25 protein-coding genes are annotated in these 22,428 nt (G+C 64.7%); 11 read left to right on the top strand and 14 right to left on the bottom strand.

All coding sequences use genetic code 11. The features are described 5' to 3' along the window. Positions 1–14: 14 nt before the first annotated feature. Positions 15–986 carry a KpsF/GutQ family sugar-phosphate isomerase gene (locus HAHE_RS11340; protein ID WP_338684513.1) on the bottom strand — a complete coding sequence of 324 codons (972 nt, stop codon included), beginning with the start codon at positions 984–986 and terminating at the stop codon, positions 15–17. Between the two features lie 48 nt (positions 987–1,034). Beyond that, positions 1,035–1,952: a nucleotidyltransferase family protein gene (locus tag HAHE_RS11335; protein ID WP_338684512.1), complete on the bottom strand. Its 918-nt coding sequence runs from the start codon at positions 1,950–1,952 to the stop codon at positions 1,035–1,037. 110 nt (positions 1,953–2,062) lie between these two features. Between HAHE_RS11335 and HAHE_RS11330 the strand changes: the two genes are divergently transcribed. Further along, complete coding sequence (locus tag HAHE_RS11330) at positions 2,063–5,077, top strand: DUF7133 domain-containing protein (RefSeq protein WP_338684511.1); 3,015 nt, start codon at positions 2,063–2,065, stop codon at positions 5,075–5,077. 12 nt (positions 5,078–5,089) lie between these two features. After that, positions 5,090–6,370 carry a DUF3472 domain-containing protein gene (locus tag HAHE_RS11325; protein WP_338684510.1) on the top strand — a complete coding sequence of 427 codons (1,281 nt, stop codon included), beginning with the start codon at positions 5,090–5,092 and terminating at the stop codon, positions 6,368–6,370. Positions 6,371–6,555: 185 nt separating this feature from the next. On the opposite strand, the gene HAHE_RS11320 is transcribed toward HAHE_RS11325, so the two are convergent. Genes HAHE_RS11320 through HAHE_RS11310 form a run of 3 tightly spaced genes read right to left on the bottom strand, consistent with a single transcriptional unit; the run spans position 6,556 to position 8,829 of the window. Further along, positions 6,556–6,987, bottom strand: a complete 432-nt coding sequence (locus tag HAHE_RS11320; protein WP_338684509.1) for a hypothetical protein — start codon at positions 6,985–6,987, stop codon at positions 6,556–6,558. Next, positions 6,987–7,772, bottom strand: a complete 786-nt coding sequence (locus HAHE_RS11315) for a serine protease (RefSeq protein ID WP_338684508.1) — start codon at positions 7,770–7,772, stop codon at positions 6,987–6,989. The genes HAHE_RS11320 and HAHE_RS11315 overlap by 1 nt, the downstream gene beginning before the upstream one ends. A gap of 34 nt (positions 7,773–7,806) precedes the next feature. Further along, on the bottom strand, positions 7,807–8,829 hold the full coding sequence (locus tag HAHE_RS11310; protein WP_338684507.1) for an A/G-specific adenine glycosylase: 1,023 nt from the start codon (positions 8,827–8,829) through the stop codon (positions 7,807–7,809). 88 nt (positions 8,830–8,917) lie between these two features. On the opposite strand from HAHE_RS11310, the gene rnhC reads away from it, so the two are divergent. From rnhC to HAHE_RS11295, 3 genes are all read left to right on the top strand, one after another. Further along, positions 8,918–9,859: a ribonuclease HIII gene (gene rnhC / locus HAHE_RS11305; RefSeq protein ID WP_338684506.1), complete on the top strand. Its 942-nt coding sequence runs from the start codon at positions 8,918–8,920 to the stop codon at positions 9,857–9,859. A gap of 84 nt (positions 9,860–9,943) precedes the next feature. Then, on the top strand, positions 9,944–10,264 hold the full coding sequence (locus tag HAHE_RS11300; RefSeq protein WP_338684504.1) for an HU family DNA-binding protein: 321 nt from the start codon (positions 9,944–9,946) through the stop codon (positions 10,262–10,264). Between the two features lie 224 nt (positions 10,265–10,488). Beyond that, the gene (locus HAHE_RS11295; RefSeq protein ID WP_338684503.1) at positions 10,489–11,001 is read left to right on the top strand and encodes a septal ring lytic transglycosylase RlpA family protein; all 513 of its coding nucleotides are present in this window, start codon (positions 10,489–10,491) and stop codon (positions 10,999–11,001) included. A 30-nt stretch (positions 11,002–11,031) separates the two neighbouring features. Here HAHE_RS11295 and HAHE_RS11290 read toward each other — a convergent pair whose 3' ends face one another. Together HAHE_RS11290 and HAHE_RS11285 are read right to left on the bottom strand one after the other, a co-directional pair. Further along, on the bottom strand, positions 11,032–11,292 hold the full coding sequence (locus tag HAHE_RS11290; protein WP_338684502.1) for a PF20097 family protein: 261 nt from the start codon (positions 11,290–11,292) through the stop codon (positions 11,032–11,034). An 83-nt stretch (positions 11,293–11,375) separates the two neighbouring features. Then, complete coding sequence (locus tag HAHE_RS11285) at positions 11,376–11,678, bottom strand: hypothetical protein (protein ID WP_338684501.1); 303 nt, start codon at positions 11,676–11,678, stop codon at positions 11,376–11,378. A 193-nt stretch (positions 11,679–11,871) separates the two neighbouring features. On the opposite strand from HAHE_RS11285, the gene HAHE_RS11280 reads away from it, so the two are divergent. Beyond that, positions 11,872–12,834: a homoserine kinase gene (locus tag HAHE_RS11280; protein WP_338684500.1), complete on the top strand. Its 963-nt coding sequence runs from the start codon at positions 11,872–11,874 to the stop codon at positions 12,832–12,834. Positions 12,835–12,843: 9 nt separating this feature from the next. On the opposite strand, the gene HAHE_RS11275 is transcribed toward HAHE_RS11280, so the two are convergent. Then, the gene (locus HAHE_RS11275; protein WP_338684499.1) at positions 12,844–13,404 is read right to left on the bottom strand and encodes a cupin domain-containing protein; all 561 of its coding nucleotides are present in this window, start codon (positions 13,402–13,404) and stop codon (positions 12,844–12,846) included. Positions 13,405–13,583: 179 nt separating this feature from the next. On the opposite strand from HAHE_RS11275, the gene thrC reads away from it, so the two are divergent. Then, positions 13,584–14,876: a threonine synthase gene (thrC, locus tag HAHE_RS11270; RefSeq protein WP_338684498.1), complete on the top strand. Its 1,293-nt coding sequence runs from the start codon at positions 13,584–13,586 to the stop codon at positions 14,874–14,876. A 10-nt stretch (positions 14,877–14,886) separates the two neighbouring features. Here thrC and HAHE_RS11265 read toward each other — a convergent pair whose 3' ends face one another. Beyond that, entirely contained in the window at positions 14,887–15,834 is a 948-nt protein-coding gene (locus tag HAHE_RS11265) for a hypothetical protein (protein WP_338684497.1), read from the bottom strand. A gap of 81 nt (positions 15,835–15,915) precedes the next feature. Continuing rightward, positions 15,916–16,647, bottom strand: a complete 732-nt coding sequence (locus tag HAHE_RS11260) for an N-acetylmuramoyl-L-alanine amidase (RefSeq protein ID WP_338684495.1) — start codon at positions 16,645–16,647, stop codon at positions 15,916–15,918. Between the two features lie 97 nt (positions 16,648–16,744). Between HAHE_RS11260 and HAHE_RS11255 the strand changes: the two genes are divergently transcribed. Continuing rightward, positions 16,745–17,185: an ion channel gene (locus HAHE_RS11255; protein WP_338684494.1), complete on the top strand. Its 441-nt coding sequence runs from the start codon at positions 16,745–16,747 to the stop codon at positions 17,183–17,185. Between the two features lie 44 nt (positions 17,186–17,229). Next, positions 17,230–17,706: a nucleoside deaminase gene (locus HAHE_RS11250; RefSeq protein ID WP_338684493.1), complete on the top strand. Its 477-nt coding sequence runs from the start codon at positions 17,230–17,232 to the stop codon at positions 17,704–17,706. Here HAHE_RS11250 and HAHE_RS11245 read toward each other — a convergent pair. Further along, complete coding sequence (locus HAHE_RS11245; protein ID WP_338684492.1) at positions 17,700–19,085, bottom strand: FAD-binding oxidoreductase; 1,386 nt, start codon at positions 19,083–19,085, stop codon at positions 17,700–17,702. The genes HAHE_RS11250 and HAHE_RS11245 overlap by 7 nt on opposite strands. A 97-nt stretch (positions 19,086–19,182) precedes the next feature. Here HAHE_RS11245 and purE point away from each other — a divergent pair, with 97 nt between their 5' ends. Further along, on the top strand, positions 19,183–19,677 hold the full coding sequence (gene purE / locus HAHE_RS11240) for a 5-(carboxyamino)imidazole ribonucleotide mutase (RefSeq protein ID WP_343218211.1): 495 nt from the start codon (positions 19,183–19,185) through the stop codon (positions 19,675–19,677). Continuing rightward, positions 19,674–20,810, top strand: coding sequence for a 5-(carboxyamino)imidazole ribonucleotide synthase (locus tag HAHE_RS11235; RefSeq protein WP_338684490.1), 1,137 nt, complete (start codon positions 19,674–19,676; stop codon positions 20,808–20,810). The genes purE and HAHE_RS11235 overlap by 4 nt, the downstream gene beginning before the upstream one ends. 149 nt (positions 20,811–20,959) lie before the next feature. On the opposite strand, the gene HAHE_RS11230 is transcribed toward HAHE_RS11235, so the two are convergent. From HAHE_RS11230 to pth, 3 genes are all read right to left on the bottom strand, one after another. Beyond that, positions 20,960–21,424: a single-stranded DNA-binding protein gene (locus HAHE_RS11230; protein WP_338684489.1), complete on the bottom strand. Its 465-nt coding sequence runs from the start codon at positions 21,422–21,424 to the stop codon at positions 20,960–20,962. Positions 21,425–21,495: 71 nt separating this feature from the next. Then, positions 21,496–21,780: a 30S ribosomal protein S6 gene (gene rpsF / locus HAHE_RS11225; RefSeq protein ID WP_338684488.1), complete on the bottom strand. Its 285-nt coding sequence runs from the start codon at positions 21,778–21,780 to the stop codon at positions 21,496–21,498. Further along, positions 21,731–22,366 (bottom strand): aminoacyl-tRNA hydrolase, encoded by a 636-nt coding sequence (pth, locus tag HAHE_RS11220; RefSeq protein ID WP_338684487.1) that lies wholly within the window; start codon positions 22,364–22,366, stop codon positions 21,731–21,733. Before pth ends, rpsF begins: the two co-directional genes overlap by 50 nt. Positions 22,367–22,428 lie beyond the last annotated feature (62 nt).

Genomic DNA, 22,428 nt, shown 5'->3' with positions numbered 1-22,428 from the left:
CGCGGTTGCCCGCTCTAAACGATTTTCAACCGCGCGAGGTCCTGGGTATCGATGAGACCCACCGGCTTGCCGGCGGAGTCGAGCACGACGACATCGTCAATCCGGTGCGCACCGATCGTCTTCACCGCCTCGGCGGCCAGCGCATCCCCGGAAACGCTGATCGGATTACGGGTCATCAGGTCGGCCACCGGTTTGCCGCCGACGCCCGCATCCTGCTGGTAACTGCGGGCGAAGTCGCCGTGAGTGAAAATGCCGGCCAGCGCGCCGTCGGGTTTCAGCACCACACACGCGCCGGAGCGGGCGTCGGTCATCGCGACCAGAGCATCGTGCACCGTGGCGCCCTCAGCCACCGTCGCCAACCCGTCACCGGCACGCATGATGTCGGACACCCGCGTCAGCAGGGCGCGGCCGAGCGCTCCGCCGGGATGGAAGCGCGCGAATTCCTCCTCGGTGAAGCCGCGGGCCTCGAGCAAGACCATCGCCAGCGCGTCGCCCATCACCAGCATCGCGGTCGAGGACGAGGTCGGAGCCAGATTGAGCGGACAGGCCTCGCGCTCGACGGAGGTGTCGAGGGTCACCGTGGAATGTTGCGACAAGGTCGAGTCAGGCCGACCGCACATCGCGATCAACTTGACGTCGAAACGCTTGATGTGCGGCAGCAAGTCGAGGAGCTCGGCGGTCTCACCGGAGTAGGAGAGCGCGATGACCGCGTCACCATCGGAAAGGATCCCGAGGTCGCCGTGGAGTGCATTCTGGGAGTTCAGCACCACCGCGGTCGAACCGGTCGAGTTCAGCGTGGCGGCGATCTTGTGGCCGATGTTGCCGGACTTGCCGATGCCGACAACGACGATCTTCCCCCGGCGGTCGAGCACGTCCTTGAGCATGCCGACGGCCTCCGCGAAGGATTCGCCGAGACGCGCGGCGATCTGCTGGAGGGCGGTCGCCTCCATTTCGATCACCCGCCTGCCGTGGCTCACATGGTCCATGCCGGGGATCATTCCGGCTCCTCCCCGCCGGGGCAAGCTCCGGTCCGCCTACGGCGTCACGACCGCATGCTCGACGGTCTCACCTTCGCCGATTCTGGCTCCCGGCCAGACGACCGCGTCACGCAGTGCTGCTCCGGCACCCACAACCGCCCCGGGACCGACCACGGAAGCTTCGATGAGGGCCGTCTCCGAAACCTCCGCCGCCGGATGCACCGGCTCGGTCAATCCTAGCTCGCGGTGTGCTGCCAAATAGCTCTCCTGATCCCCCAGATCGAACCACACCCCGTCGTCCAGCACGACTCCGCCGAGGCGGCCTTCCTTTGCGAGCTCAAGAAAGGCGGGGATCACCGAGATCTTCTCGCCGGGAGGGATCCGATCGAGCAGTTGCGGCGAAAAGACGTAGATCCCGCTGAAAACGTGGGTGCCGGGAGTGCGGCCGAGCATTTCGCGGATATCGACGACCTGTCCGCCCTCGATCGCGATGTGCTTGGCCACGCCCTCCGAACGGAGTGCCAGGGTCACGACATTCTCCGATGCCTCGTGAGCGGAGATCAGCCGGTCCAGCGGCAGCGAGGCGTAGATGTCGCCATTGTGAACCAGCACATCGTCGTCGCCGACCCAGGCCGAGATGTTCCGGATCCCGCCCCCGGTTTCGAGCAGGTCCGGCTCGTGGAAAAGCGTCACGGGAAGCCCGTTCCAACGGGCCGACTCGGCAGCGACGGCATTCTCACCCGTCCACGGTGAGCCTCCCTCATACTCCCAATCTCCGCCAAGTTGGCGCCAGCATTCCGGCAGGTGGTGGGTGTTGATCGCGAACTCCTCGATCCCTGCCGCAGCGCAGGCATCCATCGCCCATTCGACCAGCGGCCGGTGGAACAGCGGAACCAGCGGTTTCGGGAGCCGGTCGGTGAGCGGACGCAGCCGCGTTCCGAGGCCGGCGCCGAGCAGGAATGCTTTGCGGATCACGCCGCTGGTTGTCGTTGATCCGGCCGTGGGGACAAGGCATTTTGCGCCGCCCGTATGCCATGTTTCCCGACAAAACCCCTGATTTTCCGCGTATTCAGCGGCCCACAGCGATGACTCGACGCATTCTGATCCCGATCGCCCTTTCCGGCACCGCCCTGGCCATTCCCGAAGGCTTTGAAATCCATGACTTCGCCGGCCCGCCGAACGCCGATTACCCGGCCGCGATCACCGTCGCTCCGAATGGCGACGTCTACGTTTCCTCCGACCAGAACGGCTCGCTGGGCAAGCAGAAGGACATGGGCCGGATCATCCGCTGCCGGGACACCGACGGCGACGGCAAGGCCGACGATTTCGTCCACTTCGTCCCGACCATCGACAGCCCCCGCGGCGGCCACATCGTCGGCGATACCCTTTACCTGATCCACCCGCCCTACCTCAGCAGCTTCCGGGATACCGACGGCGACGGCGTCGCGGATGAGAAGAAGCTGCTCGTCACCGGCTTCGGTGGCGGCATCGAGCACCCCCGCGGTGCCGACCACACGACCAACGGCGTGCGGATGGGCATCGACGGCTGGCTCTACGTGTCGGTCGGCGACTTCGGCATGGCCGACGCAAAGGGCGCCGACGGCAAGCGCTACACGCTCTTCGGCGGCGGCGTCGCACGCGTCCGTCCCGATGGCTCGGAACTCGAGCCGTACGCGCTGATGACCCGCAACATCTGCGACACCGCGATCTCCCCCACCCTCGATCTTTTCAGCCGCGACAACACCAACGACGGCAAGGGTTGGAACACCCGTTTCCACCACTACACCGCGCTCGGTGACCACGGTTATCCGCGGCTCTACAAGAACTTCGCGGACGAGGCCATCCAGCCGCTCGCCGACTACGGTGGCGGATCCGGAACCGGCGGCCTGTGGGTCGACGAGCCCGGCCTCCCCGGTGAGTTCGGCAACATGCTCTACTCCTGTGACTGGACGACCGGCAACGTCTACTACCACAAATCCAAGCGCGAGGGCGCGAGCTTCAGTATCGAGCAGGAGGTCTTCCACAAGACGCCGCGCGCGACGGACATCGACGTCGACGGCTTCTCGCGTCTCTACATCGCCGACTGGCGCGGCGGGAAATTCAACTTCGCCGGCAAGGGCAAGCCGGTCGGCATGATCCAGCAGGTCACCGCGACCGGCGACGGCGGCGCGAAATACGAGGACGTGACCAAGGCGGACGACGCCAAGCTCGTCACGCTGCTTGCATCCGCTTCCGGCGTGCAGCGCTTCGAGGCCCAGCGCGAGATCCTCCGCCGCGGCAAGAAGCCGGCCTTCGCCGAAGGCGTGTTCGGCATCGCCAAGGATACCAAGCAGAGCGTCGAGGCACGGGTCGCCGCGGTCTTCACCCTCAAGCAACTCTACGGCACCGAAAGCACCCGCTACATTGCCGAGCTGGTGGCCGACGACGACTTGCGCGAGTTCGCGCTGCGCGCCATGACCGACCGTCTCACGGAGCTCGAAGGAGTTCCGGTGGATGCCTACACCAAGGCCCTGACCGACCCGAATGCACGGGTCGTCCTGCAGGCCCTCGTCGGACTCCAACGCCTCGGTGCCAAGGATGCGGCGCCGGCCATTCTACAAGCTTCGACCGATTGGAGCGAGCAAGGCAGCTCTCCCCGTCTTGCTCACACCGCGGTCGCCACTCTGACATCCCTCGCGAACGTGCCGGCCCTGATCGCCGGCGCCGAGGATACCGCCCAACGCAAGATCGCGCTCGGCGCGCTGCAGCACATCCACTCGACCGAGGCGGTCGACTCGCTGCTCGCCCTGATCGGTCGCACCGGCGACGCCGAACTTCGCTTCGCCGGTCTCTCGGCTCTGGCGCGGCTGCATTACGACGAGAAGCCGTGGGACCTGAAGATGTGGTGGGGCACCCGCCCGGACGACCGCGGACCGTACTACGAAACCGTCGATTGGGAACGGACGCCGAAAATCCGTACCGCTCTGGAGCGCGGCTACACCATGGTCCCCGAGGCCCTGCGCAGCACCTACCTCGACACCCTCGCCAAGAACCGCATTCCGGTCTCCGAACTCAAGCTCGAGGGTCTGGATCCGGTGATGGCCGCGCTCGGCGCATCGAAGCCGACCGACGCGCAAATCGGACTACTGATCAACGCCGCCAAGAATCCGAAGCTCCCCTTCCCCCGCCGCGTGGAATGCTACAAGGCACTGAACCGCGGCCCTGCGCAGAGCGTGACCGTTTCGCGTCTCGCGGTGCTCGCCGAGTGGAGCCAGGAAAAAGGCCTGCCGGACGAGGTCGGGCAGCACATCGATGACTTCGTCAACGAGACCGAGCGCGGTGCCGAGGTCAACAAGCTCCGACAGCTCGCCGCCAAGCAGAGCGACGCCGTCAGCCGCATCGCGTGGAAGTCGCTGCTCACGGTGCTGAACAGCCCGTTGGCCAAAGACAAGTGGAAGGAAGAGGTGAAGAAGCACATCGACAAGAACCCGCGTGAAGTCGGCTTCTTCCTCGCGCTGGCCGACCTCAAGCTTCCGGGCTTCGAGAAGCAGATCGAAGTCGGACTTTCCTTCGACAACGACGAGCTGATCGCGGCCGCCAAGGCGGCCAAGGAGGCGACCGCGTCCGCCGCAAGCGCCGGCAAGAAGGTCGCCGAGCTGTCTCCGGAAGAAGTCACCAAGGCGGCGATGTCCGGCCACGGCGACGTCGAAACAGGCAAGCGTCTGTTCACCGCCCAAGGCTGCATCGCCTGTCATGCTGTCGACCCGCAGGCCGAGCAGAAAGGTCCTTATCTCGGCTCCGCCGGTTCGAAGTTCACCCGCGACTATCTGATCGAGTCGATACTCGATCCCAACAAGGTCGTCTCGCAGGGTTTCCAGACCAGCATGATCACGATGAAGGACGGCGCGACCCACATGGGCTTCGTGACCGCCGAGGCCGACGGGATTGTCGAGATCCGCAACATCGCCGGCCAGGTGACCAAGCTGAAGCGCGCCGACATCGCCAAGGATGATCACCTTCCGCAGTCGATGATGCCGCCCGGTCTGGCCGGCAATCTCTCGCTCGAGGAGTTCATTTCGATGATCGACTACCTCGGCTCGCTCCAAACCAAGGGCGGCTGACCCGTTCGACCCATGAAGCCCGTTATTCTCGCAGCCGCCGGTCTGGCGGCTGTCGCACCCTTGCTCGCTGCCGAGTGGTCGGTCCCGGCCGGAGGCAATACGTTCCGCACCGCACCCGCACCGGGCCCCGGCGTTTCGCGCGACGGCTCCGTCCGCTGGTCGGACAAGGAAGGCGTCTTCTCGATCTACGTCCACCTCGACCGGCCTGCCGCACTTGAGCTCTCCCTGAAGGCGAAGTCGCCCGACGGCAGCTCGAAGATCCGGACAGCGGTGCGCGATCAGTCCTTCGAAACCACCCTGACCGCCGACGGTTCCGACGAACACCCGCTCGGCAAGGTCGAGGTTCCGAAGGCAGGCTACCTGCGCATCGACCTGCAGGGAATCGAGCGGACCGGCTCAGGCTTCGCGATCGTGCGCGAACTCGGAATCTCGTCCGACACCGAGGGCCTCCAGCTCGACTTCGTGAAGTCGAACGAAGGCAACATGTTCTACTGGGGACGCCGTGGACCGTCGGTCCACCTCGGCTACCAGTTGCCGCGCGACAGGAAGATCCGTCACGCCTACAGCGAGATCACCGTGCCCGAGGGCGAGGACCCGATCGGTTCCTACTTCATGGCGAACGGATTCGGTCAGGGCTACTTCGGCATGCAGGTGAAAAGCCCGACCGAGCGCTGGGTCCTGTTCTCGGTGTGGAGTCCGTTCAAGACGAACAACCCGAAGGAGATTCCCGAAGAAGACCGCGTCATCACGCTCGGCACCGGTGAAGGCGTGCGGGCGCAGGACTTCGGACACGAAGGCTCGGGAGGACAGAGTTTCCTCACCTACCCGTGGAAGGCGGGCGTCACCTACCGCTTCCTCACGGAAGTCATTCCGGACGGCAAGGGCAACACCACCTACACCTCGTGGTTCGGCGACAAGGCGGCCGACGAGTGGCGGCTGATCGCCAGTTTCCGTCGGCCGAAAACCGACACCCACTACACCGGTTTCCATTCCTTCCTCGAGAACTTCGCGCCCGACTACGGAGCCATCGGGCGCAAGGCGCTGCACGGCAACCAGTGGGCACGCGATACCGAAGGCGAATGGCACGAACTCACCCGGGCACGCTTCACCGCCGACGGCACCGCCCGCGGCGGCCACCGGCTTGACTACGCCGGCGGCACGGAGGACGGCGTTTTCTTCATGCGCAACGGCGGCTTCTTCGACGAGCGCGTGAAGTTCGACCAGTGGTTCGAGCGCGAGTCCGCCCCCGAACTGAAGCCCGAGATCGACTTAGACAAGCTGCCGCAGCCGTAGCGCCCGGTTGACGGTGCATTCATGTGCCGCAGGCGGACCGCGCGAGCCCACTCGCGCCCCGGAGTTCCGGGTCCACATGCCACCGCAGCGGCCGCTCGAACTGAAACCGAAGCGATTCATCCGCAACGCCATCGCGCTGTTGGCTCAGGGGCGCGAGTGGGCTCGCGCGGTCCGCCTGCGGCAGCTCACGGAATCAGAACCCGGCCGGCCGCGATCCCGGTGTCGGCGCTGTCGGCCGAGGTCCTCTTGAGCTCACGCAGCACATCCGCTTCCTTCGAGGTAATCGGATAGGGTCCGGCGAACTCGATCGTGTTCGGCTGGCCGCGCCACGAACGGCAGGCATACGCCTTCTCAGGACCGAGGTAGTAGAGGATCAAATACTGGCGGTCGTCGGTTGAGGTCTCGGCGATGAAATCCGGACGTCCCTTGTTGGAAAGGAACTTCGAAAGGTCCGGGTGAGAGCCCGCCTGGAATGCCAAACGACGGTAGCCGAGCGTCGGTGGCGTTTCCCGAACCAGCATGATGCGGTCCTGGGCCGCACGCTCCGACCAATGCATCCGCTCGGCACACGAGGCCAGCAGCAGCGAGAACGCCAGAGCGGAAATCAGTCGCATCATCACGGCATGGATACGGCGGGAGCGGGTCGCCTCTTCCGGTCGCGCTCAATCACCGACATCAGCCGCCGGACATTCGGGCGGTTGGCTTCGGACTCGATGAAGAACGCCGTCTCGAGCGGCACCAGATATTCGACCGCGGAATTGATGCCGACCAGCAAGCCGTTGGCATCGACCACCGGGCCACCGCTGTCGCCGGGCTCGAGCGGAATGTCATGCTTGAAGCGGTGATTGCCGGAGAATCCGGCATCGGGAGGAATCGGCGTGATCAATTTTCCCGCCGGACTGCTGAAACCCGTGGCGATGCCCGCATGCATAACCGGCGTGCCTTGCGGCAGCCACTGCGAGGTCGGCGTCCAGCGGTAGTGGTCGGGCGTCGCTACATCCGCTTGCAGCACCGCCACGTCGCCGCCCGATCCCCGCCAGACAATCCGTGCCGGGTAGGCACGGAGCCGGCCGTCGCGGCGCAACAGGACGAAAACCTGGCGCCCGGTCGACGAGGCCAGCACGTGGTCGGCAGTGAGGAAGTAGCCGTCGGCCGTGATCGGAACCGCGGATCCCCCGTCGGCATCCTTCGGTGCCTTCTGCCTCGAAAAGCGGTCGCCGATCCAGTCGTCGATGTCCATCCGGTCGGAAACGACAACCGCGGCGAAACGGCGGGCGGCCGACTGATAGATCGACTTTCCGGGTGGGGTCGCACCGACGATCGGAGGCGGCGGCTGGGGAGCGCAGCTCATCATCACCACCCCGCACCCGACGGCGGGCAAGAACTTCAACAAGCGGCGCATCCGTGGAAATACTACGCAGAGCAATGCCGCTGGCTCACGCGATTTCTTCGGTTTCGTCCATCAATGCGGCGAGCGCCGCGCGGTCGCTCGGCGGCATCACCAGTTCGGTCACCGCCCCGATGTCGTGCCATTGCTCGCCTTCTTCGGCGGCGGTGTCAGCAGCGGCAGCATGCACATGCATGGTGACCCGGTAGCGCGTGATGCCGTACTTCCGGCGATGCAGCAAGTCGCCGCGCTCTTCCCTTTCGGGCAGCCGCCACATGCCGGAGCGCCGTCCGCCCTCCAGCTTCCGGAGCAGGATCTCGCCCTTCCTAACAGCGAAGACCACGTGCTCGTCGACGTCCGTCAGCTTCACCCTCTTCGCCTTCAGCGGGAGGTCCGCCGGCTCCGCGCAGTTGCAATATGCCGCCACCGGACAACCCAGGCAGTCGGGGACACCCGGACGGCAGAAAGTCTGCCCGAGCTCCATCAACGCCGAGTTGTGAACCCGCGGACTCCGGTCATCCAACAGATCCTCCGCCCACGACCAGAGCTGGCGTTGCCCGGCGGTGCCGTCGATCGGCTCGCGGAAGTCCATCAGGCGGGACAGCACCCGCGCGATGTTGCCATCGACGATCGGAGCCGGGCGATCGAAGGCGAACGAGCTAACCGCGCCGGCGGTGTAGCGGCCGACCCCCGGCAACGCGAGAATCGCCCCATAGTCCTCCGGAAACTCGCCGCCATGCTCACCTTCCACGGCCCGCGCGGCTTCCCGCAGCATCCGGGCACGACGGTAGTAGCCCAGCCCCTCCCAGGCCTTCAGCAGCGAGTCGTCATCGGCTTCCGCGAGCGCGGCGGTATTCGGAAAGCGCTCAAGGAAGCGATCGTAGAACCCGCGGCCGAGCACGGTCGCGATCTGCGTTTGCTGGAGCATCACCTCCGACACCAGAATCGCGTAAGGGTCGCGTGTCCGCCGCCACGGGTAGTCCCGCCCATGCGTCTCGAACCAATCGCTCAACGCTTCCCGGAACCTCTCCGGCTCCTTCAGCGGGTCGTGACGGCGCTTTGGCTTCAGCACGCCCCCACCCTGCACCGGATGCGACTCCGCACCATCCCTTTCGACGTTCGATGTTGGACGTTCGATGTTCGGTGTTCAGCATCGCGACATGCCCGCCAACTCCCACACCGCCGCCCTGACCGCCGAACAGGCGGAAAAGCTCCGCGGCGTGCTGGAGCGCGACGGGTTCGAGTTCGCCGAGAAGCCGTACACGATTTTCGCCGCCAAGAAGGGCAAGCTCAACGTGTCGGTCTACGAGAAGGGCCCGAAGGTCCTCGTGCAGGGCAAGGAGACCGAGGATTTCGTCCGTTTCACGCTGGAGCCCGAGATCCTCGGCGAGGCCCGGCTCGGCTACGAGGAAGTCCACAACCCGGAGATGTTCGAGCCGCACTTCGGAATCGATGAGAGCGGCAAGGGCGACTACTTCGGACCGCTCGTCATCGCCGGCGCCTACGTCGACGCCTCGATCTCCCGCGCGCTGCTCGATGCCGGCATCATGGACTCGAAGCGGATTTCCAGCGCCAAGCGCATCCGCGCGCTCTCCGAAACCATCCGCAACACCCCGGGCATCGCGACCGCGGTCATCTCGATCGGTCCGGAACGCTACAACGAACTCCACACCTCGTTCGGCAACGTCAACCGGCTGCTGGCGTGGGGCCACGCCCGGACGATCGGACGCTTGCTCGAGCAACGCCCGAAGTGCCCGCGGGCGCTGTCCGACCAGTTCGCCCAACCCCAGGTGCTGCAGCGCGCGCTCAAGCAGCTGAAGCTCGAAATCCAACTCGACCAACGGACCAAAGCGGAGTCCGACGTGGCGGTCGCCGCGGCATCCATTCTGGCCCGCGAAAGGTTCGTCGATTGGATGGAGAAAACTTCGGCCGCGGGGGGCATCACGCTGCCCTTGGGCGCGTCCGATGCCGTCATCGACGCCGGGAAGCAGCTCGTTGAGCGTCATGGACCTGCGATTCTCGAGCGCACCGCCAAACGCCATTTTCGCACGACGGAACGAATCCTCGAAGGATTCGACCCGGATGGCACGGAATCCGCATGATTTTCTCCGATTTTTCGCGGGACAAATGACCCCAGCTGTGGTGTCCAATCCTCCCGCCGAGTCAAACCCGGCCACCCGTCACCCATGGCAACCGTTACCAAGCGAGAGCTCGTCGTTAAAATCAGCAACGAAACCGGCCTGACCCAGCAGCAGGTCTTCGACGTCATCCAGAAAACTCTGGATTCCATCACTGATGCTCTCGCCAACGGTGACACCGTGGTCATGCGCAACTTCGGCGCGTTCCAGGTGAAGGAGACCAAGGCCAAGATCGGCCGCAATCCGAAGAATCCCGGCAAGGATGTCCCCATCCCCGCCCGCGCCGTGGTCAAGTTCAAGCCGGGCAAGGAGATGAAGGAACAGGTCGCCGGCACCCTGCCGATGATCAGGGAACGCGAGACGGACTGAGCCGCTCGACGCTCCCGATGGACCGCGCGAGCCCACTCGCGCCCCGTCGGTCCGGCAAACGCGCGACTACCCGCCTACGGAGTCAGCTGCCACGGTCGGCAGCTCCGACTTCCACCGCGCCGGCCTAACGATCCCGAGGCTCCGGGGCGCGAGTAGGCTCGCGCGGTCCACATGCCTCCCACCTCACCTCTTGATCCTTAGCTTTTCCTAAGTATCATCCCGGCGTGCGCCACCTCGCCACGCTGCTGCTTTCGGCCCTCGCCCTGCTGATGGCCTCATGCGCCCATCCGCGCGGCGGCTACAAGGGCTACATGACCCGCACCTACACCGTGCGCGGTCAGACCTACCACCCGATGAGCGTCGATCAGGCGCTCCACCACAGCGAGGTCGGCACCGCGTCGTGGTACGACGAGTCATCCTTCTTCGGCCTCAAGCGCGGCAACACGTCGATCGGCGAGAAGGTGATGCCATGGCACAACATCGCCGCCCACAAGACCCTGCCCCTGCCCTGCGTCGTCAAGGTCACCAACCTCGACAACGGCAAGTCGGTGAAGTGCCGGGTCAACGACCGCGGCCCCTTCATCGGCAACCGCATCATCGACCTCTCCCCGCGGGCGGCGAAGAAGATCGACTTCCGCGACCAAGGACTGGCCACCGTCGAGGTCGAGGTGCTCTCCGTCGGCGACGGCAAATACAAGCGGAAGAAGCGCCGGAAGTGGTTCTTCGGGCTGTTCTGACGGCACATCGCCTGAATTCCCAGAGGCACCTCAATCATTGGGATAACCCCACTCTGGAACGGGCAGGCGCTTCCGCGGAAGCAGGACGATGCTTCCGCATTCCCGACAGCTGTGCCCGGGGCGAACGGCCCCGTGACCGAGGGAAATGGTCGGCTTCTTCTCTCCAGTCGAAGTGAAGAAGAGATGGGAAAACCCGCCACCCCAGAAAAGCCAATCCCAAGTGCTCTTCCGCAGACGGAACTGTCCGGTCGTCATTTCGTTTCCGCAGTTCGGGCACACGATCGGTTTCATGGATCGAACCTAGGCATGAACGGCTTGAACCAACATTACGGTCCGAGCCGAAATTTGGAGTCCTCTTGGCCTGATCTCAACGGTCAGAACTCTTCGTGACCCGCCGATCTCTTTTCCTGGCCGGGTCGCAGGATGGCCGGCAGAAGGGCGCAGGTCGCGAAGAACGCTGCCACGATACCGTAGGCCACCGGGTGGAGCTCCCGCCCACCACTCCAGTTGCCCATGCCGAAGAAGTGCGCCAGACCGTAGCCGCCAACGAATGCCTCTCCAAGCAACGCGAGCGTACAAATCACCCGAATCCAGATCCACCTGGAGCACACCAAACCGATCAGCGGTAGCAATAGGACGGCCACCGTCAGCAGTAGGAGAATCAGGTCGATGAACATGGATGAAGCGGGAACGGATCAGCCTGCTCCGTCCGGAACTCCGGCGGGTCGAAAGGTGGAAACCCAGCATTTTCCGGATTCCATCTTCCCATTCCCCGAAGTTGGCCACGTTTTGTAAAGTTCGCTTCTGAGTCCGTCATCCCACGCCCCCGGATTCGACAAAACGGCGGATGGGTGCTACAGCCCGCGCCCCATGCTCAAGGAAGCCGTTCAGGAAGTGCGCGTTTTTGCCCCCGCCACCGTTGCCAACGTGGCCTGCGGGTACGACGTGCTCGGGTTCGCCATCGACTCGCCCGGAGACGAGGTGGTCGTGCGCCATTGTGACAAACCCGGCCTGCACATCACCGCCATCACCGGTGACGACGGCAAGCTGCCGAAGGCACCGGAAAAGAACACCGCCGGCGTCGCCGCCCTCGATCTGCTCCGCCACCTCGGGATGACCGATCGCGGGATCGAAATGGAGATCCACAAGAAGATGCCCTTCGGCTCCGGACTCGGCTCGTCCGCCGCTTCGGCCGTGGCCGGCGCCTACGCGGTCAACAAGCTGATCGGCGAGCCGCTTTCCAAGCAGCAGCTCCTGCCCTTCGCCATGGCCGGTGAGGCATCCGCCGACGGCGCCTGGCACGCCGACAACGTCGCGCCCTGCCTGCTCGGCGGCATCGTTTTCATCCGCAGCAACGACGAACTCGACGTCGCCCAGCTGCCACCACCGGCCGACCTGTGGGCGGCGGTCGTCCATCCGGACATCGAGATTCTCACCAAGGTCGCCCGCGAGATCCTGCCGAAGGACATCCCGCTGGTGAACGCGACCCAGCAGATCGGCAACCTCGGTGGCCTGCTGTGCGGCCTCATCCAGTCCGACTACGGACTGATCTCGCGCTCGATCCACGACGTCATCGCCGAGCCGCGGCGCCAGAAGCTCATCCCCGAGTTCTACAAGGCCAAGCGCGCCGCGATGTCCAGCGGCGCCCTCGGCTTCTCGATTTCCGGTGCCGGCCCGTCGGTCTTCGCGCTCTGTGAAGGTGAAACCACCGCCAACAAGGTCGGCGAAGCGATCTCGAAAGTCTTCTCCAGTGTCTCGCTGGAAAACCAGATCTACGTCTCCAAGATCAACCCCCACGGCGTGCACGTGGTGGAAGAGAAGGCGAGCAAGTAGGCCCGCGCCCTACATCGGTCGACCGAGGAAGACGCAGAGCACCTGGGCCTCGGTCTTGTGGGGATTGAAGACGCGGTGGTCGACCTCCGCGTCGAAGTAAGCGGCATCGCCGGCCTTCATGTCGTGGACCTCACCTTCGTATTCGAAGGACACCCGGCCCTTGGTCACCATCAGGAACTCCTCACCTTCGTGGGGCATCGCCTCGTCACGACCGCCACCGGCGGGAACGGTGAGGAGGAAGGGGTCCATGTTCCGGTCCGGACGCAGGTGGGCCAGTGACTGGTAGTCGATGTCCGACTGGTCCCGGTTGCGCTCGACCTCCTTGCGCTGTTCGGCCCGGACGATGCTGATCTTGGGTTTCTCGTCGAGGCCGGTGAAAAGCTCGGACAGGCTCATGCCAAGGGCCTCGCTCAGCTTGGCGAGCGTCGGCAGCGACGGCGTCACCCGGAAGTTCTCCACCTTCGACAGCAGGCCCTTACCGAGACCGGAAAGCTCCGAAACCCGTTCGAGCGTGTAGCCCTTCGCCAGCCGGGCTGACTTCAGGCGGGAGGCGAGTTCAACCATGTTCATCGTTCACAAGAGCTTCCTAAGTGCGAAAAAGCCGGTCAAGGCCCGGCCCGCACACGGCATGTACGGCAGGAAGAGCTTGCTTCCCCACCCGGATCGCGGTTCTGCCCTGATTCCCGGGTTCAAGACAGCATTGCAGGTTGCCCCTGACGGGGAAACGGGCCACCTAGGGCCAAGTCGCGATGCTCTACCACTCGACCAACAACCCGGACCACCGGGTCGACCTGAAGGAAGCGATCCTGCGCTCGCTGCCGCCGGACAACGGACTCTACATGCCGGACACCCTGCCGACCCTCGGCGAGGAATTCTGGAAAGGTTGGCGCGACCTGAGTTTCCGCGAAATCGGCCACGCCGTGGCCGGTGCGTTCTTCGGCGAAGACGTGCCTGAGGATGCGCTCAGGGAGATCGTCGACGGCACGCTCGAATTCGACGCTCCGGTCGTTTCGCTGACACCCGACGACCACATCCTCGAGCTGTTCCACGGCCCGACGCTTGCCTTCAAGGACTTCGGTGCCCGCTTCATGGCGCGGCTCATGGCATGGCTGACGCGCGACGAGGATCGCCAGCTCACCGTGCTGGTCGCCACTTCCGGCGATACCGGCGGCGCGGTCGCATCGGCCTTCCACAACGTCCCGGGCACCCGGGTCTTCATCCTCTACCCGAAGGGCAAGGTCTCGGGACTCCAGGAAAAGCAGCTCACCACCCTCGGCGGAAACATCGCCGCGCTCGAGATCGACGGCACCTTCGACGACTGCCAGCGCTTGGTGAAGTCCGCCTTCCTCGACCGCGAACTCTCCGAACGGCTCAACCTGACCTCGGCCAACTCGATCAACCTGTCGCGACTCGTCCCGCAGAGCTTCTACTACATCCATAGTGCCCGCCAGATCGACCGGACGCCCGCGTTCGTCATTCCGTCGGGCAACTTCGGCAACCTGACCGCCGGCCTGCTGGCCCGCCAGCTCGGCCTGCCGGTCGAGCGCTTTGTCGCCGCCACCAATATCAACGACGTGGTCCCCCGCTACCTCGAGAGCGGCGACTACCAGCCGCTGCCCAGCGAAGCGACGATCTCCAACGCGATGGACGTCGGCGCGCCCTCGAACTTCGCACGCATGCAGGCGCTTTTCGGGAGTTCGTGGGAGGAAATGTGCGACACGATCGACGGCCTCGCCTTCAGCGACGAGGAGACCCGCGCCGCCATCCGCGAGGTGAAGGAGACGCTCGGCTACACGATCGATCCGCACGGCGCGGTCGGCTGGCTGGCCGCCAAGGCATGGCGGACCGCCCACCCCGACACGCCGACCATCACCCTCGAGACCGCCCACCCGTCAAAGTTCCTCGACGTGATGGAAGAGGAACTCGGCAAGGGTTCGGTCGAGATCCCCGAGCGCCTCGCCGTGCTCGCCGACCGCGAGAAAGTCGCGACGTCGATGTCAGCTGACGAAGCGGAGTTCAAGGACTGGCTGAACGGCCAGTGACTTGCGAGGATCATTCGCCGGCCTCAAGCATCGCCCCGAACATCGATGCCTTCGACTCGAGCGTTTCCCGGTACTTCGTGAGCTGACCCTCATCGAGCACGCCCTCGAAACGACCGACTTGTTCGTCGATCTTCTTCTGCTGGGCCTCCCGAATCCGTTGGACGATGGCCTGCTGGTCAGGCACTTCGCCATTGCCCTCATCCATCCCCTCAAACACACCACTGAAGTCCATAAAATCGGTTTCGGAACCGAATCCGATCTCGTTCCCGAACATCGTCATCATCGAACCCTGGCCACTTTCGGCACGCCGTTCGATCCGTTCGGCAGCCTCCTTGTGCAGGATGTCGTATACCGCGTCACGCTGGTCGGGCCGCAAGTCGACGGAGCGGGTGATGCCGGCGAGATCCTTGAGGGCCGCTGCCTCGACTTCCCGACTTCTCTCCGTCGCCTTGAGTTCGTCATAGGTCTCGTGCTGATCGGGAGAAAGGAGATCGGCAAGGAAGTCATCCAGCTTGTCCTCCCGCATCGCTTCCATGCCCTTCTCGGCATCTCCCCCCGCCCACATTGCCGTGAGCGCGCGGCGCCGCTTGTCGAAGAAAGTTCGCAGTTCGGCCTCCTGTCCGGCGTCGAGCCCGAGTGCCGCAACAAGCTCGGAGATCCGCCTTTCGTCCTTCTTGCGGTGCTGTTCCTCCATCGCGGTGGCCATCCTGTCCTGAGCCTCCCGCATTTCCGGTGTCATTGACTCCGAGTCACCGCCAATCACCATCGTCCGCGTCTCCACTTTGGGCGAAGCCGGAGACTCCGCGTCGGACCCGGAATTCTCCCGACGGTCCCTTTCCACCTTCGGAGGGGTGGCACCCGCCGACGCCGGCACCTCGGAATTCGGTTTGACGGCCCAAGCTAGTGCAAAACCCAACAGTGCTGCCGGAACGAGGAGGAACGAATGAACTTTCTGCATGGCCGATGCGGGATAAGCGGCGGCCAACCGAAGCTTCGTTTGATCAGGTTCAGACACAAAACCGATGCCCCTGCCCGCGGTTCAGGACCCCGGAGGATCGGTCGGGCGGCTCGGCGGCTTGTTGATCGGTGGCGGCAGTCGGCCGGGTGGATCGCCATTCGCCTGCTGGTCGAGGATCGCACGGGCGATGGCGGAGGCCAGCCTGTCGCGGTAGCCGGCGTCGTTGCACAGGCGCGCTTCCGACGGATTGCTAAGGTATCCGCATTCGACGAGGACACTCGGAATATCCGGGTTGCGGGTCAGCCGGAGGCGGCGGCGGACCTGGCCGCGGTTGCCGCTTTCGCCCGGCACGGTTTTTTCCAACTCGCGCTGGAGACGCGTCGCGAGCCCCCAGCTGTCCACCCGCCACCAGTACATCTCGGGTCCGCGCATGGACGAGGGACCGGCATTGTAGTGGATGCTGACCAGAATCGTTCCGCCCTTGCCGCTCACGCGGTCGACGCGGTCGTCGAGATCGATGAAGTGGTCGTTCGAGCGCATCAGCTTCACCTTCACTTTGCCGCCGAGCTTGCGCTGGACGCGTTTCACGGTGTCGAGTGCGAGATCCTTCTCCTTGGCCCCGGTCGATCGCGAGACGGCCCCGGAATCATGACCGCCATGGCCGGCGTCCAGGACCACGGTGGTGAAGCCTTTCGGACCCGGACGGTGGCCCCAGTAGTCGGGCTTCCAGCTCGTGGCGCCACCGCCACCCGATGGTCCGCAGGCGGCGAGGAGAAGCGGACCGAGAACAACGCATGCCAGTTTTCTCAACATGCGGCCACTTCAGCACGCCCGTCCGCGGTGAACAGTCAAAACCGGAGAGTCCGGCCGTGACCCCGGCCCCTTCCATCGGCTAAAGACAAGCCCTGTCATGCTGGTTCTCATCCTCATTTGCCTGGTCGCTCTGCTGCTGAATCTGGTTCTCCAGCTCGGTGCGATCGCCCTTGGGATCCGGATCTCCATGCCCCTGAAACACGCTGACTCCCCGACTCTCCTCGAGGGAATCCGGATTCTGGGAGTTCTGGTGACCGTTCTGTTTTTCGGGCATCTGTTCCAGATCGCGGTCTGGGCCACCCTCTTCCTCGGGGTCGGAGCGATCGACGACTTCGCGACGGCTTTCTACCATTCAACCGTGAATTACTCGTCGCTCGGCTACGGTGACGTGGTGATGGAGCATCCGTGGCGACTCGCCGGGGCGCTCGAAGCATGCACCGGGGTCATGATGTTCGGCGTCTCCACCGCCACGCTTTTCGCCGCACTCTCGCACCTGCTCCGGGCCCGTCACGGAATAACGGAACGGGGAAAGGTCTGAACGGCTTCGCTTTCCTCGGTACCAGACCCGTCTATGCTGCCGACATGAGTGACGACGGAGCCGCCTTCATGCGGCGGGCAATCGAACTGGCGAGGCAGGGAATGCGTGCCGGGGACGGCGGACCCTTCGGCGCGGTCGTCGTCAGGAACGGCGAGATCATCGGCGAGGGATGGAACCGCGTGATCGCGACCCATGACCCGACCGCCCACGGCGAGATCGGAGCGATCCGCGACGCCTGCTCCAGGATCGGCGACTTCAGCCTCGCAGGCTGCGAAATCCACACCACCGGACAACCGTGCCCGATGTGCCTCGGCGCGATCCACTGGGCCCGCATCTCGCGCATCTACTATGGGTTTCGTATCGAAGACGCGGCCACGGCGGGATTCCATGATGCCGACTTCTTCGAAGAATTCTCCAAAGCCCCGTCGGAACGAAGAATCCCTTCCACCACCCTGCTTTCCGAGGACGCGGGAAGGCTGCTGGCGGAGTATGTGGAGCTACCCGGACGGATTTCCTACTGAGCCTCGGGCAACCGCACGCTTTGCGGATGGCGGAACCGGTCGTGGGGATCGAGGTCCCGCTTGATCTTCTGGAGGCGCGCGTAGCGATCGCCGAAGTAGGAATCCTGCCAGTTCGCGAGTCGCGGATCCGGGTAGTTGCGGTAATGCCGCGTGACTCCGGCCTCACGAAGCAGCTCCCGAACCTTCGCATGCCCTGCCGCCAACCGGTCGGGAATCTCTCCCTTGTCCCAGTAGGCCTGCAGTTCGCCCAGAAACGGAAACTCCCGATGCGGGTAGGCGCTTTCGGGGCCGTCGATGATGGCTCCTCCGAGAGTATTGACCTGGAAGATCAGGCCGGGAGTGCGGACCACCGCCTCGGCAATCGCCCCGGCAACCGATGCGATGTCCTCGAAGCCGCGATAGTAGCCCGCGGAGACATTGTCGAAGGGCAATGGGCCGGTCTGGCCTTCGTAGCTTTTCAATGCTGTCGCGAACGGCCGCTCCAGCGAACCCTTCGTGGTGAACCCGGCCGCTTTCAGAGCGCGACCGGTGCGCTGGAATACCGGACCACCGGCGGACTTGGTGGAAGTGAGCAGCACGGTCGCCTGGGTGCCATTGAGCACGAGCGCGGCAAAGATCGGACCGGGCAGGTCCGCCATGATCTCGAACCATGACTCCATGCGACGCACAAAAGAGGCCGCATCGTTGTCGCGGGACCGGAACTTCCACGAAGCGAGCCGCGCGGGAGCGGGGCGCGTGCTGAAGGACATCGAAGTGACGACGCCGAAGTTCCCGTTGCCGCCTCCGCGGCAGGCCCACAAAAGCTCCGGCTCGTCGCGCGAATCACGGACCTCGCCATTGCCGTCGACCAACCTCACCTGCTCCAAGTGATCGCAGGTAAGTCCGAATTCCCGGGAAAACAGGCCGTAGCCACCACCGAGAGTCAAACCCGCGAGCCCCACTCCTCCGCAAGAGCCCGCCGGCAGGAACCGACCTCGTTCGGTCAGCCACGCATAGCAATCCCGGAGCTTGAGGCCGGGACCGGCGGTGAACCGGTGGGACCCGGCCTCCAGCAATCGGTTTCGCAGACCCGACAGCTCGACGACCAATCCCCCGTCATTGAGGGAAAACCCGTGGAAAGCATGCCCCCCGCTCTTGACCGCGATCGGAAGATTCTCCGACACCGCGTGCCGGACCGCCGCGACCACATCGGCCTCAGTCCGGCAGGGAGCGATCAGTCCCGGCCGGAGTTGGATGACCGAGTTGAAAGGCTGGCGTGCCTCGTCGTATCCCGGCGCTCCAGGGGTGAGAAACGCACCGGCTCCCCCCGCCGCCCGCGCCATGCCGGTCAGCGCGAGGGACGAGGCGAGAAAGCGACGACGCGACCAGATTGAACCCATTGCTCCTAACCACCCCGAAAGACGGCGGGGTGACAAGACGATAGCACCGCGACTTTTGAAACTTGAATCCGCCAAGCTCACGCCGCCACCCTCCGGCATGGCACAGCCACTGGTCGGGATCATCATGGGCAGCACCTCGGATTGGCCCACCATGGAGCATGCGGCGAAAACCTTGGAGAGCCTGGAGGTGCCGTGGGAAGCCGAGGTGGTCAGCGCGCACCGCACGCCCGACAAGCTTTACTCCTACGCGGAGTCCGCCCGCGGGCGCGGCCTGAAATGCGTGATCGCCGGAGCCGGTGGGGCGGCCCACCTCCCCGGCATGACCGCCGCAATCACCGACCTGCCGGTGCTTGGCGTGCCGGTCGAGTCGAAGGCTCTCAAGGGTATGGATTCCCTGCTGTCGATCGTCCAGATGCCCGGAGGCATCCCGACCGCCACCTTCGCCATCGGCAAAGCCGGCGCGATCAATGCCGCCCTGTTCGCCGCCGCGATGCTTGGGGGTGAGGATCCAGCCCTGCTGGAGCGGCTTCAGGCATTCCGCAAGAACCAGACCGACACGGTCAAGGCCGCCGAACTTCCGCCGCTTTCATGATCCTCCCCGGAAGCACGATCGGCATCATCGGCGGTGGCCAGCTCGGCCGAATGTTCTGCATGGCCGCCCGCCGCATGGGATACCGGACCGTGGTCTGGACCGGCGGACTGGAGGCCCCCGCCGCGGTCGTCGCCGACGAGTCGATCGACTTGCCCTTCGACTCCCGCGACGCACTCGCGGACTTCGCCGGTCGAATCGATGTGGCCACGGTCGAGTTCGAGAACATCCCCCGCGAAACCCTTGAAGCGGTGGCCTCCGAGCGTCCGCTTCACCCGTCGCCCGAGGCCCTCGCCATCTGCCAGAACCGCGAGCGGGAGAAGACTTTCCTGCGCAACAACGGCATCCCCTGCGCCGACTTCGAAGTCGTCGCTTCGGCCGACGAGCTCAAGAGTGCGATCTCCAGGATCGGCACGCCATCGGTCCTCAAAACGGCGGCTTTCGGTTACGACGGCAAAGGTCAGCGCAAGCTGGAGGGCGGCGAGGATCCGGCCGAGGTGTGGGAGGAGTTCGACGGAGCTCGCGCGGTGCTGGAGGCGTTCGTGCCCTTCGAGCGCGAGATTTCTGTGATGATCGCCAGCAATGGTGAGGAAGGATACAGTGTCTACGACCCGGCCGAGAACCGGCATCGGCATCACATCCTCGATGTCTCGATTGTGCCCGCGAGGATCAGCGAGGACACCGCGAACGAAGCGGTGCAGGTCGCGCGTCGCGTAGCCGAAGCCCTCGGCTACCGCGGCATCATGGGCGTTGAGTTTTTCGTGCTCCCCGATGGCGAGTTGCTGGTCAACGAGATGGCCCCGCGCCCTCACAACAGCGGGCACCACACTCTGGATGCCTGTGCGACGTCGCAGTTCGAGCAGCAGCTCCGGGCCGTCTGCGGATTGCCCCTCGGCTCCGCCAAACTGCTCTCACCGGTCGTGATGCTGAACCTCCTCGGCGACATGTGGCCTGAGGAGGAGAAGCAGCCCGACTGGACGCCTTTGTTCGAGGATGGAGCGACCACCTTGCATCTGTATGGCAAGAAGCGGGCGGTCGGGCGCCGCAAGATGGGCCACGCGAACCTTTTGGGCGACGATCTCGAGGACTGCCTGCTGCGCGCCGAGAAGCTCAAGGCGGCTTGGCTCGAAAGGTAGGGTCCGACGCCCTCGGTTGACCGTCGGGATGGCGGGCATCTCTTTTCACTCGCGGACGACCGAGGCGGTCGTCCCTACCATAAAAAAGGCGGCCCGTAGGCCGCCTTCCCATCCAATGGCACCTGCAAGGAGCCATTCCGTTTGCTCGCTCAAAACGGGATATCGTCACCCTCGTCGTCGTAGTCCCCCTCATCGGCGGCCGAGCCACCTTGGGGCGGACTGGACGAAGCCGGCGCGGATGAGCGACTGCCGCCACCGGATCCGCCACTGCCTCCGCCCTTGCCGTCGGGAAGGAACTGGACGTTCTCTCCGACGACCTTGAGCTTGCTGCGCTTCTGGCCGCTCTGCTTGTCCTCCCACGTGTCGAGTTGCAGCCGTCCTTCGATGAACACGCCGCGTCCCTTGGTGAGGAACTTCTGTGAGTTCTCGGCCGTGCTGCCCCAGACGGTGACATCGACGAAAGTCGTCTCGTCACTCCAGTTGCCATTACCGTCGGAAACCCGGCGATTGACGGCGAGGCCGAGGTCAGCGACCGCGGTCCCTTTGGGAGTGTAGCGCAACTCGGGATCCCGGGTCAGGTTCCCGATCAGGAGGACTTTGTTCAGGTTGGCCATGGCAAAGGTCAGTCTCGCGACTGCGCGCAGGGGAGGTCAAGAGAAAAGCTGTTCGCGAGAACAGCTTCGGATCATCGGGTCTGGTAGTGCTGAAGGTGCACCGCATCATTCATCTTGAGGCGGGTCTGCACCTTGGCCAGCGACGCCGGATCCGCGGAGAAGAGGAAATTCACATAGTTGCCGCTCTCGATGTCCTTCGCGGGGTAGGCGAACTGGCGGCGACCGAGTTGGCGAACCTCTTCGAGCTTTCCGCCCTCGGCTTCGATTTCCTTGCCGATCGAGGAGATCAGATCGTCGACGGAGCCTTCAGCTCCCTTCGTGTTGAGGACGATCAGGCCTTCGTAATTCCTGCTCATGGTCGGTATTCTGAGTGGCTGGAGTAAGTGAATTGTAGCGGTTGGCAGCGGCGCCGAATCCGTCAAAGAGCGCAAGCTGAACCGCTGCCACCGCAGTGGCAAGCGCGTTTTCCAGCGCCTCGCGCTCGTCCTCACGGAACCCGCCGAGCACGTGTCCGGTCATGTTCCCCGGCGCCGAATTCCCGATCCCGAACTTGAGTCGCGGAAAGGCATCGGTGTGGAGATGCTCGATCAGCGACTTGATCCCGTTGTGCCCGCCGGCACTTCCCTTCTCCCGGAAACGGAGACGGCCGAGCGGCAGCGCGACATCGTCGTAGACCACCAGCACCGATGCCGGCTCCCACTTGTGGAATGCGGCGACCTGCCGGACACAACGTCCGCTGAGGTTCATGAAGGTCTGCGGCTTGAGCAGCAGGGTGCCATCGGGGAGCTTGGCGACATGGCCCTGCCATCGCGGACGCGACTCGAAAGCGACGCCCGCCGCCAGCGCCAGCCGGTCGAGCACCATGAACCCGACATTGTGACGGGTTCCTTCATACTGCCGGCCGGGATTGCCGAGGCCGACGACCAGTGGAAATTCGGGCACGGCCGGAGCATGCGGGAGCCCCCCGCGCGGTCACAATGACGAAACGCGGAAACAAAAAACCC

It is taken from the genome of Haloferula helveola, from assembly GCF_037076345.1.
GTDB lineage: Bacteria > Verrucomicrobiota > Verrucomicrobiia > Verrucomicrobiales > Akkermansiaceae > Haloferula > Haloferula helveola.
This window is presented reverse-complemented; position numbering and strand designations above follow the sequence as displayed.

Bases quoted from the DNA above. Each gene is read 5' to 3' on its own strand.
- HAHE_RS11280 (WP_338684500.1), top strand. From the start codon at position 11,872: ATGCTCAAGGAAGCCGTTCAGGAAGTGCGCGTTTTTGCCCCCGCCACC.
- thrC (WP_338684498.1), top strand. From the start codon at position 13,584: ATGCTCTACCACTCGACCAACAACCCGGACCACCGGGTCGACCTGAAG.
- HAHE_RS11285 (WP_338684501.1), bottom strand. From the start codon at position 11,678: ATGTTCATCGACCTGATTCTCCTACTGCTGACGGTGGCCGTCCTATTG.
- HAHE_RS11315 (WP_338684508.1), bottom strand. From the start codon at position 7,772: ATGCGCCGCTTGTTGAAGTTCTTGCCCGCCGTCGGGTGCGGGGTGGTG.
- HAHE_RS11250 (WP_338684493.1), top strand. From the start codon at position 17,230: ATGAGTGACGACGGAGCCGCCTTCATGCGGCGGGCAATCGAACTGGCG.
- HAHE_RS11230 (WP_338684489.1), bottom strand. From the start codon at position 21,424: ATGGCCAACCTGAACAAAGTCCTCCTGATCGGGAACCTGACCCGGGAT.
- HAHE_RS11300 (WP_338684504.1), top strand. From the start codon at position 9,944: ATGGCAACCGTTACCAAGCGAGAGCTCGTCGTTAAAATCAGCAACGAA.
- HAHE_RS11265 (WP_338684497.1), bottom strand. From the start codon at position 15,834: ATGCAGAAAGTTCATTCGTTCCTCCTCGTTCCGGCAGCACTGTTGGGT.
- HAHE_RS11325 (WP_338684510.1), top strand. From the start codon at position 5,090: ATGAAGCCCGTTATTCTCGCAGCCGCCGGTCTGGCGGCTGTCGCACCC.
- HAHE_RS11290 (WP_338684502.1), bottom strand. From the start codon at position 11,292: ATGAAACCGATCGTGTGCCCGAACTGCGGAAACGAAATGACGACCGGA.
- HAHE_RS11330 (WP_338684511.1), top strand. From the start codon at position 2,063: ATGACTCGACGCATTCTGATCCCGATCGCCCTTTCCGGCACCGCCCTG.
- HAHE_RS11235 (WP_338684490.1), top strand. From the start codon at position 19,674: ATGATCCTCCCCGGAAGCACGATCGGCATCATCGGCGGTGGCCAGCTC.
- purE (WP_343218211.1), top strand. From the start codon at position 19,183: ATGGCACAGCCACTGGTCGGGATCATCATGGGCAGCACCTCGGATTGG.
- HAHE_RS11260 (WP_338684495.1), bottom strand. From the start codon at position 16,647: ATGTTGAGAAAACTGGCATGCGTTGTTCTCGGTCCGCTTCTCCTCGCC.
- rpsF (WP_338684488.1), bottom strand. From the start codon at position 21,780: ATGAGCAGGAATTACGAAGGCCTGATCGTCCTCAACACGAAGGGAGCT.
- HAHE_RS11245 (WP_338684492.1), bottom strand. From the start codon at position 19,085: ATGGGTTCAATCTGGTCGCGTCGTCGCTTTCTCGCCTCGTCCCTCGCG.
- HAHE_RS11275 (WP_338684499.1), bottom strand. From the start codon at position 13,404: ATGAACATGGTTGAACTCGCCTCCCGCCTGAAGTCAGCCCGGCTGGCG.
- HAHE_RS11320 (WP_338684509.1), bottom strand. From the start codon at position 6,987: ATGATGCGACTGATTTCCGCTCTGGCGTTCTCGCTGCTGCTGGCCTCG.
- HAHE_RS11340 (WP_338684513.1), bottom strand. From the start codon at position 986: ATGGACCATGTGAGCCACGGCAGGCGGGTGATCGAAATGGAGGCGACC.
- rnhC (WP_338684506.1), top strand. From the start codon at position 8,918: ATGCCCGCCAACTCCCACACCGCCGCCCTGACCGCCGAACAGGCGGAA.
- HAHE_RS11255 (WP_338684494.1), top strand. From the start codon at position 16,745: ATGCTGGTTCTCATCCTCATTTGCCTGGTCGCTCTGCTGCTGAATCTG.